We start from the raw sequence: 13,119 nt of genomic DNA, 5'->3' as shown, positions 1-13,119 counted from the left end.
ACGCGCGTGCCGCCTTTCTTCGTGAACGCGCATCGACGTGGACGCGACGCGCCACGCCGGCGCTCAACGCGACATCATGTTCATGCTCACGTTGTGCATCACCCACAGCGTGCCGACGATCAGGATCGCCGCGGTCAGCACCGTATAGCTGAACGCCATCACGTTCCAGCGCTGGCCGGACGAGCCGTTCATGTGCAGGAAGTACACGAGATGCACGACGATCTGCACGAACGCGAGCACGGCGAGCCCGATCAGCGACGCATGCGGCGACAGCACGCCGCCCATCACGAGGCCGAACGACGCGGCCGTGAGCAGCACCGACAGGATGAAACCGGCGACGTAGCCGCCGACGCTGCCGTGCCCTTCTTCGAGTTGAGACGAATGCGAATGGGCCATTTAGATCACGCTCGCGAGATAGACAAAGGAAAACACGCAGATCCACACGATGTCGAGGAAGTGCCAGAACAGGCTCAGGCACGTCAGGCGCCGCAGGTCGCGATCGGTCAGGTCGCCGCCGCGCGACATGATCTGCGCGGCGAGCACGATCATCCACAACAGGCCCGCCGTCACGTGCAGCCCGTGCGTGCCGACCAGCGTGAAGAACGCCGACAGGAACGCGCTGCGCTGCGGGCCGGCGCCTTCCGCGATCAGGTGCGAGAACTCGCGCAGCTCCATCGCGAGAAACGCCGCGCCGAGCACGAACGTCACCGCGAGCCAGGCGAGCAGCGCGCCGCGCCGCTGCTTGTACGCCGCGAGCATCGCGAAACCGTACGTGATGCTCGACAGCAGCAGCGCGGCGGTTTCCACCGCGACGCCCGGAATGTCGAACAGGTCCTTCGCGGTCGGACCGCCCGCGTACTGATTGCCCAGCACCGCGAACGTCGCGAACAGCGCCGCGAAGATCACGCAGTCGGTCATCAGGTACAGCCAGAACCCGAACACCGAATGCGACGGCGGATGGTCGTCGTGCTCGAGCAGGGTCGCGCTCAAGGTTTTCTGCAACATCAGTTGGCCTCCAGTTCCACGTCGTCGACGCGCGCGGCCGTGCGCCGCGTCGGCTGCTTGTCTTCGGTCTTGCGTACCGTCGACGCAGGGATGTAATAGCCGTCGTTATCGCGCGAGCTGTAGATCACGAGCGTCGCGATGATGCCCACGAGCCCGCCGATCGCCATCCACCAGATGTGCCACACCAGCGCGAAGCCGAGCACCAGGCTGAAGATCGCGATCACGAGGCCCGCACACGTATTCGACGGCATGTGGATGTCGCGAATCGCCGCCGGGTTCGGCCGGCCTTCGCCGCGCGCCTTCATGTCCGCGTACGCGTCGAGCGTGCGCACCTGCGGGATCACCGCGAAGTTGTAGTCGGCCGGCGGCGACGACGTCGCCCACTCCAGCGTGCGGCCGCCCCACGGGTCGCCCGTCGTGTCGCGGTACGCGGGCAGGTTGCGATTGCGGATGCTGACCACCAGTTGCAGCAGCTGGCACGCGATGCCGATCGCGATCAGCACGGCGCCGAACGCGGCGACCAGCAGCCACGGATGCCATGCCGGGTTGTCGTAGTGGTTCAGGCGGCGCGTCATGCCCATGAAACCGAGCACGTAGAGCGGCACGAACGCGACGTAGAAGCCGACCTGCCAGAACCAGAACGCGGCCTTGCCGAGCTTCTCGTTCAGCTTGAAGCCGAACGCCTTCGGGAACCAGTAGTTGAAGCCCGCGAGATAGCCGAACAGCACGCCGCCGATGATCACGTTGTGGAAGTGCGCGATCAGGAACAGGCTGTTGTGCAGCACGAAGTCCGCGCCCGGAATCGCCATCATCACGCCGGTCATGCCGCCGAGCGTGAACGTGACCATGAAGCCGATCGTCCACAGCACGGGCGTCGTGAACTCGATCCGGCCGCGATACATCGTGAACAGCCAGTTGAATACCTTCACGCCGGTCGGGATCGCGATGATCATCGTCATGATCCCGAAGAACGCGTTCACGTTCGCGCCCGAGCCCATCGTGAAGAAGTGATGCAGCCACACGAGGAACGACAGCACCATGATCGCGCAGGTCGCGTACACCATCGTCTTGTAGCCGAACAGCGGCTTCTTCGCGAACGTCGCGATGACCTCCGAGAAGATCCCGAACGCCGGCAGGATCAGGATGTACACCTCCGGATGGCCCCACGCCCAGATCAGGTTCAGGTACAGCATCGCGTTGCCGCCGGCTTCGTTCGTGAAGAAGTGCATGCCGAGGTAACGGTCGAGGCCGAGCAGCGCGAGCGTCGCGGTCAGGATCGGGAACGATGCCATGATCAGCACGTTCGTGCAGAGGGCCGTCCACGTGAACACCGGCATCTTCATCAGCGTCATGCCCGGCGCGCGCATCTTGATGATCGTCACGAAGAAGTTCACGCCGGTCAGCAGCGTGCCGACGCCGGAGATCTGCAGCGCCCACAGGTAGTAGTCGACCCCTACCCCCGGGCTGAACTGCAGCTCCGACAGCGGCGGGTACGCGAGCCAGCCCGTCTGCGCAAACTCGCCGATCACGAGCGACACGTTGATCAGGATCGCGCTGACCGCCGTCATCCAGAACGACAGCGAGTTGATGAACGGGAACGCGACGTCGCGCGCACCGATCTGCAGCGGCACGACCAGGTTCATCAGGCCGACCATGAACACCATCGCCATGAAGAAGATCATGATCACGCCGTGTGCCGTGAAGATCTGGTCATAGTGGTGCGGCGGCAGGTAGCCGGGCGCGTTGTACGCGAGCGCGAGCTGCATGCGCATCATGATCGCGTCGGCGAAGCCGCGCAGCAGCATGATCAGCGCGACGATGATGTACATCACGCCGAGTCTCTTGTGGTCGACCGTGGTCAGCCATTCCGTCCACAGCCATTTCCAGCGGCCGGTGATCGTCAGCGCGGCGAGAATGCCCAGCACGACCAGCCCCATGAAGGCGCCGGCCCCCATGATGATGGGCTGATCGAACGGGATCGCCGAAAGTGTGAGTTTGCCGAACATGCGTTACCCCTTCGTGCCGCAGGCGGCGTCCTTCAGGTCGAGGACGTGGCCATCGTTGTATTTCGCGATGATGTTGTGGAAGAGCCGCGGATCGACCGACGAGAAATAGCGCACCGGCGCCTTCTCGCTCGGCTGCGCGACGGTGCCGTACACCGTCGCGTCGAGCCGTTCCGGCGACGCCTTCACCTTCTGCACCCACGCATCGAACTGCTCGCGCGGCTCGGCGAGCGTGCGGAACTTCATGTCGGAGAAACCGCGGCCGCTGAAGTTGGCGGACGTGCCCGCGTAGTTGCCCGGCTCGTCGGCGATCAGGTGCAGGCGCGTCTGCATGCCGGCCATCGCGTAGACCTGGCCGCCGAGCTGCGGGATGAAGAACGAATTCATCACCGAATCCGACGTGATGCGGAAGTTCACCGGCGTGCCGACCGGAATCGCGAGCTGGTTCACCGACGCGATGCCGAGTTCCGGATAGATGAACAGCCACTTCCAGTCGAGCGCGACCACCTCGACGTCGATCGGCTTCACGGCCGATTCGAGCGGCTTGTACGGATCGAGCTCGTGCGTGGTCTTCCACGTGAGCACGCCCAGGAACAGGATGATCAGCGTCGGCACCGTCCAGATCACGACCTCGATCGCGGTCGAGTGCGACCAGTTCGGCGCGTACGCGGCGTTGCGGTTCGACGCGCGGTAACGCCACGCGAACCACAACGTGAGCAGAATCACCGGCACGACGACGATCAGCATCGCCCAGGTGGACGTCGCGATCAGCGCCTTTTCTGCCGCGCCCACACTTCCTTTCGGATTTAGTACATCTAAATTACAACCTGACAGGCTCAACGCCGCGCCGATTGACATCAGCGCCGCCCAGCCTCTTGAAGCTCTTCTTCTCATCACACAGCCCCGCGGGTCATTGAATCCGTTTGCGTATGCCCGATGCGCATTCGATTCACGAAATTGGCCGAATCATACGTCGCGCGAGTGCGATGAAAAACCGGTGCATGCGGCAAATCATCATTGCAAAATCTGCCGTGAGTCACATTGTCGCGGGGCAATTTCACGCAGCCGGAAGCGGGCCCGGCACTTGCCGTGCCGGGCTGCGGATCGATGCGCGCGCAACCATGCGCGCCGCGCGATGCGGCGGGCTTGCGCGGCGTGGCGCGGCTCGACGTGCCGCGATCAGTCGTGCGTCGACGCCATGTACGACGGCAGCGCCGGCGCGGGAGCGTCCCCTGCCGGCACCTTCGAATGGCTCGCTTCCTGGATCAGCTTGCCGACGGTCGGATCGATCGCATCGGTGAACGGCTTCGGATCGATGCCGACCGCCAGCACGATCAGCGCGAGCGACGCGAACATCACGATCTCGCGACGGTTCAGGTCGGCGAGCTTCGCGATCTGCTGGCTCGCGACCTTGCCGAACACGACGCGCTTGAGCATCCACAGCGTGTACGACGCGCTGAGGATCAGCGTGAGCGCCGCGATCGCGCCAATCCAGAAGTTGAAGCGGATCGCGCCCATGATCACCATGAACTCGCCGACGAACCCCGACGTGCCCGGCAGGCCGACGTTGGCCATCGCGAACAGCAGCGTGAAGGTCGCGAAACGCGGCATCACGCCCGCCACGCCGCCGTACGCGGCGATCTCGCGCTGCCGGGTACGGTCCACGAGCACGTTCACGCACAACAGCATCGCGCCCGCGACGAAGCCGTACGACACGAGCTGCACGATCGCGCCTTCGACGCCGATCCGGTTGAACAGGAACAGCCCGAGCGTGACGATTCCCATGTGCGCGACCGTCGAATACGCGAGCAGCTTGCCGAGATCGGTCTGCGCGAGCGCGATCAGGCTCGCATAGACGATCGCGAACAGGGACAGCGCGATCACGGCCGGCGCGAAGAAATGACTCGCGTCGGGCGTGATCGGCAGCGCGAAGCGCAGGAACCCGTACCCGCCGAGCTTGAGCATCGCGAGCATCAGCGCGGCGCCCGTCGGGCCGTCGGTGTACACGTCGCTCAGCCACGTGTGGACCGGCCACATCGGCACCTTGACCGCAAACGCGGCGAAAAAGCCGACGAACACCAGCAACTGCGGCGCGAAGCCGAGCTGCAGCGTGCGCCACACGGCCATGTCGAACGTATGCGACTGCGCGTACAGGTACAGCATCGCCATCAGCAACAACAGCGAGCCGGCGAACGAGATGAAGAAGAACTTCACGGCCGCATACACGCGGCGCTCGCGCCCCCACGTGCCGATCAGCAGGTACAGCGGGATCAGCGTCGCCTCGAAGAAGATGAAGAACAGCAGCCCGTCCTGCGCGACGAACACGCCGACCATCAGCCCCGACAGGATCAGGAACGACGCGTAGTACTGCGCGACGCGCACCGTGACCGATTCCCACGACGCGACCACCACCACGAGCGTCGTGAACGCGGTCAGCACGACGAGCCACAGCGACGCGCCATCGATGCCGACCCGCCATCCGGCATTGAATGCCGCGAGCCAGTCGCGTCTTTCGACGAACTGCATCGCAGCCGAATGCGCGTCGAAGCCGGCAACCAGCGGCACGACGGGCGCCAGTCCGGCGATCGCGCCGACCAGCGCGATCAGCCGTATTCGCCGTGAATGCTGATCGGAACCGGCGCGCAGCAGGCCCGCGCCGAACAGTATCGGAACCCAGATGGCCAGGCTCAGGAAGGGAAAATCATGCATGTCAACAACGCCTTGAGGAAGTCGCACCCTGCATCGGGGACAGGCGCGACGAAAGGAACGAAATAAAATCGACAGGTAGATTTCGTGAATCGCCAATGTTGGCTAAATGTAAAGCGACATCAGCGAAAAACTTGATGCCGCTCAAACGCGATCGGGTTAACCAGCATAAGGCGATTGAATATTTTCTGCAGCGCAGCAGAATGTTGTTTCTTGGCGTCGGCGTAGTTCGCTGATTTTTATGAGTAATTTTTTGTATTGCCGGGCACTCTGCACGGCAAGAATAGACGCAGCGCCGCATTTTTGATGTCGACCGTTCGTTTCGAAGGGCCGGAATGACAAGGTCGGCATTCCGCGATCTTGCGATCGCCCGGCACTCCCTGCCTTACAGAAATGCTTTCATTCTTATTTCATTCGATTTGGTGCAGCGCATATCGGGCGATGAGGTGCCCTCGCCCGCCCCTTCTCGTGCGGCCGCGCCCTAATAACTCAAGCGGTCTCATAAGCCCCCGCTCGGCGGCAATCTCCATCAGACGAACATATGCCACATCGGGCCTGCGACGTGTGCGTGTCGAAGAAGTACCTTGGCTCATTGTCTTCAGAACTGAGCAGTCACCTGAAAACCGAGCGTCACTCGCACAGTCGGAAAACCCGATGGCTTGTAGACAGGCGTACCCGCGAAGAGATCGTACGCATAGGCTCCGAATCGCGTGCCCACGCTACCTTTTATGCCGATCACGGCGCCGGCCAATTGCGTCCCGACGAGAGCGACAGGCTGCGGGCCCCATACGCGACCGTAGTCGAGCCCCGCATAAATTGCCTGCCCCGTCTGCCCGATCGGCGCCTGCAGTTCGTTGCGCCAGTAGAAGCCGCGTGCCGCGGCGAGCATCGTTTCGCCATCGAAACCGCGCACTGTGTAGCGACTGCCAATCGTCAAATCGTCGATGTAGTAAAGCGTGTTTCCGGTGTACTGGCCGTGGAATGTGCCGACATAGCGGAATGGCTGCTTACCGATCGCAAAGGGCACCGACAGGTTCGCGTCGACTACCGCCATCTTGAAGCGATAGGTCGGTCCACCACCCGCTGCCATCGTATCGTCCTGAGCACCCAACCCACCGACGCCTTGACGATATGCAAGCGAGCCGTCGAACTGTGCGCCGCCGAAGTAGTGGCGATCGGTCAGGCCCAGTTCGATCATCGTGTTGTTGCGGCGCTGCTGCGAGATCTCGGTGTCTTCGATAAAGCTTTGTCCGAAACGACGCGACAGGCGAACGTAGGCGCCGAACACATCATTTTGATTACGCGACAGCACGCGGGCCAGCTTGAAATCGACCGTCTTGGAGTTGCCGCTTGCGATGAACGTCTGGTTCACGCCGGCGATCTGCTGGTAGTACGTGTTCGTGTAAGCCGAGAGCGTTGCCGTCCAGTAGCCCCACGGAATCGAATAGAAACCGTTCCAGCCGTGCGAGCCGAGGCGCTTGTCGCCGAATTCGAGATCCTGGCTGACGCCGACGTTGAACACGTCGCTCAGGCCGAGCGGGTTGTCGATGCCGAGCGACAGGTTGCCTTGCAGTTTGCTGGTGGCACGCGTGCCGGAATTGTCGATCGACGCGACGACTGTCCCCGGCTTGCCGCGCTTCACGTCGAGCACGACGTCGCTTTCGCCGGGAAGATCACCCGGAACAAGTTGCATCGAGACATCCTGACTCGATACGCGTTTCATTTGCTCAAGGCCTTGTTCGAGGTCGCGCAGGTTCAGCAGGTTGCCGTCGCGGGTCGGGAACGCGGTTTTCCAGGTGCCACGGAGCTTTTCGTCGGCGAAGCGGACGTGGCGGATCATGCCGGGGATCAGCGAGAGTTTGAGCGTACCGGTCGATAAGTCTTGCTCTGGAACGAGCACCCGCGTAGTGACGTAGCCCTTCGCCAAAATCGCCTGCGACGGTCCCTTGATCAGTACGTCAATACCTTGTTTGCCGACGCATTGCCCTGCGTAGTGGTTCAGCCATTCGCGTGCGAACGCAAAGCGATCCATCGGTAAGGCGGATGCCCCTTGGGCCTTCGCTGCATCGGACAATGAGCCAGGCACGTCGAGCGTAAAGCGGTCGATCGGGAAACATGGCGTTTCGGTAGGAAGTGCTGGATATGCTTCAGTGCGCGGCAATTCAGAACGAATTGAAGGCGCGCGCACCGCCGCGTCGCGTTGCTGCGCATCGCGTTGCTGCTGTGCTTGCCGATCCTGCTCCGCGTTCGCCCGCGCGGCGGCGGCCTGATCAGCAGGCAGCGGGGCCTGCTGAGCCGACACAGCAACCGACATCAACGTTGTGATCGACAGCGCCGGCAGGCCCTTCATTATCTTCATTTGTATCTATCCCTGATTCTGCCTAATCTCCATACAACCTATACGGGCATTCTGCTCTAGTCGTATTTCAATTCCAATGAAAATCTTCCTTTATTCACATCAACAACAAGGATGAACAATTTCCATTTTGGTTGATTTTGTGAGACAAAAAATCGACGATGCTCAACCAACAATTCCAATAGCCTACTGTTAAGACTAGCACTACCCAAAAACCATGAAGAATCTCCATTTTCCGCGACGGCATCAAACTCGAATTTCGCCTGATCGTCGTCATCCGCAAGTTGCGCTCGCATAACGATCGAATGCGATCCCGCCGGAGCGGCGTCATAAAGCAGCTGGCCAACCTCCTTGCATATATCAACATCTCGGCTGTCCATTACCTTTCTCCAGGCGAATTCCTAAAATACTGCTGCGCCGGTCGACCATTGCCACTACGTACGTGATGTTAAACCCTTCAGGTCTTCGACTATCCCCTTGGTATTGCGGTTCGATCGAAACCTTCACTTGCTTTCCCGCATTCAGCGCGTCGGCCCAACTATTCTCCAATTGCTTCCATGCTCCGCGATTCAAGTTTGAATCCATTGGAACTATGTTTAGCTTCTCTCCAGGCCCGTTCAATATGGACGCGATCAAATGACCGCCATCATCTCCACTATCTCCTTCGCGCCCCGCCTTGGATTGATGAACTGGCTTGTGATGTCAAAGCCGGCCTGGATCTTGGCCTTGTCGAAGATCGGCGCGAGTGCACGCCGGTGTTCGACGTATCGCGATTGGTGCTCGCGACCGCTTCGGCGGCCCGACCGAAATCAACGCGGCGAACGGCAGGGCCGCCAGTTGTTTGGTTATTGTCATTTGATGGTTAGTTCTTATGCTGGCCCGATACCGCGTGGCTATTTAGCCACTTTGCCGACCTCAATCGTAAACACAAGATCTTCGAAATCTGGATTACCCATGCCGTCGCTGCAATGGAATGAGATATGACGATCGTCTTTTTTCACCAACATGCCGGCATTTCCAATCCATGCATGCGAAACGCCATCATATTTCCAAACATTCCAAACTTTAAGGGCGGCCCTCCCACCCTTCTTAATCGCGACATTCAGCGGAATATGTTTCGGACCATGATCCGACCATATAAGAAAATCCGTCAAAATCTGATTATTAACCTCAACATTGCAATTCACCGCCTTTATGTTAACGCCTTGGACTGTCGACTTTTTAAATGATACAAAATCAGGGAACAGTACTGTTTCCCCCGAAGATACGTCGATCTCATACAAACCGTATATTTCCCGGCCGTCAACCACGATTTTGGGGGCTCTAGCTTCTTGGAAGCGCTGCGCTAATGAGATGTTCGTCATGTAAATATCCGGGTCTTCGATACCGATCTACCGTTGCATGGTCTTGCGGCCACCGAGGCACGAATTCCTTGCCACCATCATGGACCGGGACGGGTTCGTGACTCAGTTCGATCGGAATGTCATTCAAGACATCGATTGGCTCTCTCTCCACCACCTCTATTGAAGCAGAGACCCCGAAAATACAAACATGATCTTCAAATCATCTTCTACGGGCAAGGCACCCCGCCATCATTTACCTCGTCTAACGCTCTACTCACTCTCATCAAAAGGATTTTCCTTCATATATCTTTTAATATCACTTTCTGAAATTCCAGGCGCACCCGCGCTTAACCACCTATCGAATTCGTCAGGATATGACCTATACACCCTCCCCCCAGACGATTGAACCGATACATCACTCCCAAATTCCGCTAGAAAACGCAAATGATGTACCACCATAATCCAAATTCGCTTGAGTTCAGGATCCTGCGGCACGCCGCCTGACGCCTCCGAAAGATAACGCGACTCGCCCTCAACGAAGTCCAACAGATCCTTCGCCCTTCCAGCGCTCAGCATTAGCCTTATAATTTCAACTTTCCCCATGATCATCTACCGATAGAATTTAACGTTATACCCATTGACGTCAACACCCTTAAATCCGAGAGAGCTCATCGATTTCCCTAGTGGAGTAGCCCAAACTGCTTGAACCGGCGAAATCCCAGAAGAGGTCGCCGAATTGTAAGCATCACGGTTTGCATTACCCAACTGAGCAGACACAGTTTTCACCTTGTCTGCTCCGACGGATTCTATTGCCTTAGAAATCATATCTGTTCCAACACCTCGCCCAGACACCGTAGTCCCGTACCAGTCTATGTGAAAATTCCCATCTGGAGAGTAACGACCAATCAGATCACTTTGCGCAAACTTGCTATCCACAACAGAGCCATTTTTATCAAACTTCTATCTCGCGGATAACTCGACATCTACATAACCGCCATCCTTGGCTTCAACTTTCGTGTCAAAATTCAATCCTTCCTTACCCGATGGCGATGATCCATTCGAATGAAGAATATAGTCCACGAGGCCTTTGCCTGATCCGGAATGATTTCCGCGATCCAGTCACTGATCTTCTTGGCATCAGGCAACGGCGAAATCAACGAACCCGGTTTGATACTCGGATCGAGCTCCGTGGCCGAATCAGCAATCACACCATCGCCCTTGCCTGCTGTCTCGCCCTCATACCCTGGACGGTCTCAAGAATCAAGTGCAACGTTTAGCCAATCCGGCGGCAGCCAATTCCATCGCCATAGCCTCTTCAGGGGTTTTCCAGTTGAGGGTTTGACGGGGCGGCCGTTCATCCGTTTGGCAATGTCGTTCAATTGCATCTGGGTGACGCCTGACAGGTCGGCCCCCTTGGGCAGAAACTGGCGCAGCAGGCCGTTGGTATTTTCGTTGCCGCCCCGTTGCCAAGGAGCGTAGGGATCTGCGAACCAGATGTCCGGATTCAGTCGTTCAGCCAACTCGACATGGCAAGTCATTTCCGATCCACGATCGTACGTCAGGCTCTCACGCAGAAAGGCCGGGAGCTTTCAGCAGTAGTTCCCGGACGACACATGGCCCCAGGTTTCCGCAATTGCGTTGCAGAAGTGCCAAAATTCGAGCAGTGAATCGGATGGAAGTTTTACGCGGACTTGCGCTTGGACCTCGTTGGACGATCCGTCTTTTCCCGGGAGTATACGGGACGAGCAATCATCGAGCGTTGCCTTCACGCTCGGAGACAGCGCGCAACACCATGCGGCGCCAACGATCAGCTCCGCCCAGCACATTCTTGCTGATGGGCCTAGTGAGGGGCTGAAAAAGAAAAAGCCCCGCAAGTCCGAGAACTTGCGGGGCTTTGTCACCGCTTTTGGCGGAGACGGAGGGATTCGAACCCTCGATCCAGGTTTTGGCCCAGATGCTCCCTTAGCAGGGGAGTGCCTTCGACCTCTCGGCCACGTCTCCCAAACTTTCGCTCGCACCAGGGAGGCAGTGCGACGAGAACGAGATAATATAGGGTTTCGAACCGTACGTCAAATTCCGTGATGCATTTTCTTCAATGCATCACGAAAAATTCACGATGCCTGGTCGAGTTCGAAAGCCTTGTGCAGCGCGCGGACGGCCAGCTCCATGTATTTCTCGTCGATCAGCACCGAGATCTTGATTTCGGACGTCGAGATCATCTGGATGTTGATGCCCTCTTCCGAGAGCGTACGGAACATCTTGCTCGCGACGCCCACGTGCGAACGCATGCCGACGCCGACGACCGATACCTTCGACACCTTCGGATCGCCCTGCACGCGCTCGGCGCTCACATGGCCCTGCACCTGGTTGGTTAGGATGTCCATCGCCTTCTGGTAGTCGCCGCGACCGACCGTGAACGTGAAGTCGGTTTTGCCTTCGACGCTCTGGTTCTGGATGATCATGTCGACGTCGACGTTCGCATCGGCCACCGGGCCGAGGATCTGATATGCGATACCCGGCTTGTCGGGCACGCCCATCACCGCAATGCGTGCTTCGTCGCGCTGGAACGCGATGCCGGAAATGACTGCCTTTTCCATGGTCTCGTCTTCTTCAAAAGTAATCAGGGTGCCCGAGCGCATTTCTTCGTCGAGCGCAATCAGCGGATCGGTCAGGCTCGACAGCACACGTGTCTTCACCTGGTATTTGCCGGCGAATTCGACCGAGCGGATCTGCAGGACCTTCGAGCCGAGGCTGGCCATTTCCAGCATCTCCTCGAACGTCACGCGGTCGAGGCGGCGCGCCTCTTCGACGACACGCGGATCGGTCGTGTAGACGCCGTCGACGTCGGTATAGATCAGACACTCTTCGGCACCGAGCGCAGCCGCCACCGCCACCGCCGACGTGTCCGAGCCGCCACGGCCCAGCGTCGTGATGTGACCGTCCGGATCCACACCCTGGAAGCCCGTGATGATCACGACCTTGCCCGCGTTCAGGTCGTCCTTCACGCGCTCGTCGTCGATCGAGTGGATGCGTGCTTTCGTAAACGCGCTGTCGGTCTTGATCGGCACTTGCCAGCCGGCATAGCTCACGGCCTCGACACCGATTTCCTGCAGCGCGATCGACAGCAGGCCGACGCTGACCTGCTCGCCGGTCGACGCGATCATGTCGAGCTCACGCGGGCTCGGCTGGCTCGAAATCTCTTTCGCAAGACCGAGCAGACGGTTGGTTTCGCCGGACATCGCCGAAGGCACGACCACCATCTGGTGCCCGGCCTGATGCCATTTTGCGACGCGTTTCGCGACGTTCTTGATGCGCTCGACCGAGCCCATCGAAGTGCCGCCGTATTTGTGTACGATGAGTGCCATTGTCGTTCTGAACTGGAGGAGAAGCCGCACGGGCGCGCTGGGCAGGCCGCATAGCCGTTCGGTCACGCGGCTTGTGGCTGTGGACGGACGACAAGGGGAACGGCTGGGACGCAACACGCAAGCGTGACGGATTTTGCCCGGAAGGCCGATCAGGCCGCGCAAACCGGGTACGTCACGCGGAAAACCTGCACAAAACGCTCAAAAATCGAGCCGAGCAAACGACCGAGCGTACCCGATAGAAGCCCGCTTGACAAGCCGCGCGCCGTGGCGGCGACCGTTCCGGCGCTGTTTACCAAATGGTGAAAATGGGCGCGCCATCGCGCCGCCGGAAGCCTGCCGCC

At 59.4% G+C, this 13,119-nt stretch carries 10 protein-coding genes, 1 tRNA gene and 1 pseudogene; all 12 read right to left on the bottom strand.

Annotation, left to right across the window (positions count from 1 at the left end):
* Window positions 1-63: 63 nt before the first annotated feature.
* Window positions 64-396, bottom strand: coding sequence for a cytochrome o ubiquinol oxidase subunit IV (cyoD, locus tag C5F75_RS07665; RefSeq protein WP_059573658.1), 333 nt, complete (start codon window positions 394-396; stop codon window positions 64-66).
* A complete protein-coding gene (cyoC, locus tag C5F75_RS07660; protein WP_059573657.1) occupies window positions 397-1,005 on the bottom strand; it encodes a cytochrome o ubiquinol oxidase subunit III in 609 nt (202 codons plus the stop codon).
* Window positions 1,005-3,011, bottom strand: a complete 2,007-nt coding sequence (gene cyoB / locus C5F75_RS07655; RefSeq protein WP_060966294.1) for a cytochrome o ubiquinol oxidase subunit I — start codon at window positions 3,009-3,011, stop codon at window positions 1,005-1,007. Before cyoB ends, cyoC begins: the two co-directional genes overlap by 1 nt.
* Window positions 3,012-3,014: 3 nt before the next feature.
* Entirely contained in the window at window positions 3,015-3,902 is an 888-nt protein-coding gene (gene cyoA / locus C5F75_RS07650) for a ubiquinol oxidase subunit II (RefSeq protein ID WP_059608796.1), read from the bottom strand.
* Window positions 3,903-4,187: 285 nt separating this feature from the next.
* On the bottom strand, window positions 4,188-5,717 hold the full coding sequence (locus C5F75_RS07645; protein ID WP_059573654.1) for a complex I subunit 4 family protein: 1,530 nt from the start codon (window positions 5,715-5,717) through the stop codon (window positions 4,188-4,190).
* Between the two features lie 595 nt (window positions 5,718-6,312).
* Window positions 6,313-8,064: a ShlB/FhaC/HecB family hemolysin secretion/activation protein gene (locus tag C5F75_RS07640; protein WP_373453008.1), complete on the bottom strand. Its 1,752-nt coding sequence runs from the start codon at window positions 8,062-8,064 to the stop codon at window positions 6,313-6,315.
* Window positions 8,065-8,129: 65 nt separating this feature from the next.
* Window positions 8,130-8,450 carry a hypothetical protein gene (locus tag C5F75_RS07635; RefSeq protein WP_081066511.1) on the bottom strand — a complete coding sequence of 107 codons (321 nt, stop codon included), beginning with the start codon at window positions 8,448-8,450 and terminating at the stop codon, window positions 8,130-8,132.
* The gene (locus tag C5F75_RS37600; RefSeq protein WP_373453004.1) at window positions 8,431-8,706 is read right to left on the bottom strand and encodes a DNA/RNA non-specific endonuclease; all 276 of its coding nucleotides are present in this window, start codon (window positions 8,704-8,706) and stop codon (window positions 8,431-8,433) included. Before C5F75_RS37600 ends, C5F75_RS07635 begins: the two co-directional genes overlap by 20 nt.
* A 257-nt stretch (window positions 8,707-8,963) precedes the next feature.
* Window positions 8,964-9,434, bottom strand: coding sequence for a hypothetical protein (locus C5F75_RS36210; protein ID WP_143328712.1), 471 nt, complete (start codon window positions 9,432-9,434; stop codon window positions 8,964-8,966).
* 1,239 nt (window positions 9,435-10,673) lie between these two features.
* Window positions 10,674-11,002: pseudogene (locus C5F75_RS07625) on the bottom strand (IS30 family transposase); the annotation flags it as partial.
* Window positions 11,003-11,320: 318 nt separating this feature from the next.
* Window positions 11,321-11,414: transfer RNA gene (locus tag C5F75_RS07620), tRNA-Ser, on the bottom strand.
* A 110-nt stretch (window positions 11,415-11,524) separates the two neighbouring features.
* Window positions 11,525-12,778, bottom strand: a complete 1,254-nt coding sequence (locus tag C5F75_RS07615; RefSeq protein WP_012492698.1) for an aspartate kinase — start codon at window positions 12,776-12,778, stop codon at window positions 11,525-11,527.
* Window positions 12,779-13,119: the final 341 nt, after the last annotated feature.

The organism is Burkholderia anthinoferrum (genome assembly GCF_002925705.1).
Taxonomy (GTDB): Bacteria; Pseudomonadota; Gammaproteobacteria; order Burkholderiales; family Burkholderiaceae; genus Burkholderia; species Burkholderia semiarida.
The sequence above is the reverse complement of the archived record's forward strand: the minus strand, read 5'-3'. Positions and strand labels throughout refer to the sequence as shown.

Bases quoted from the DNA above. Each gene is read 5' to 3' on its own strand.
- cyoD (WP_059573658.1), bottom strand. From the start codon at position 396: ATGGCCCATTCGCATTCGTCTCAACTCGAAGAAGGGCACGGCAGCGTC.
- cyoC (WP_059573657.1), bottom strand. From the start codon at position 1,005: ATGTTGCAGAAAACCTTGAGCGCGACCCTGCTCGAGCACGACGACCAT.
- cyoB (WP_060966294.1), bottom strand. From the start codon at position 3,011: ATGTTCGGCAAACTCACACTTTCGGCGATCCCGTTCGATCAGCCCATC.
- cyoA (WP_059608796.1), bottom strand. From the start codon at position 3,902: ATGAGAAGAAGAGCTTCAAGAGGCTGGGCGGCGCTGATGTCAATCGGC.
- C5F75_RS07645 (WP_059573654.1), bottom strand. From the start codon at position 5,717: ATGCATGATTTTCCCTTCCTGAGCCTGGCCATCTGGGTTCCGATACTG.
- C5F75_RS07640 (WP_373453008.1), bottom strand. From the start codon at position 8,064: ATGAAGGGCCTGCCGGCGCTGTCGATCACAACGTTGATGTCGGTTGCT.
- C5F75_RS07635 (WP_081066511.1), bottom strand. From the start codon at position 8,450: ATGGACAGCCGAGATGTTGATATATGCAAGGAGGTTGGCCAGCTGCTT.
- C5F75_RS36210 (WP_143328712.1), bottom strand. From the start codon at position 9,434: ATGACGAACATCTCATTAGCGCAGCGCTTCCAAGAAGCTAGAGCCCCC.
- C5F75_RS07615 (WP_012492698.1), bottom strand. From the start codon at position 12,778: ATGGCACTCATCGTACACAAATACGGCGGCACTTCGATGGGCTCGGTC.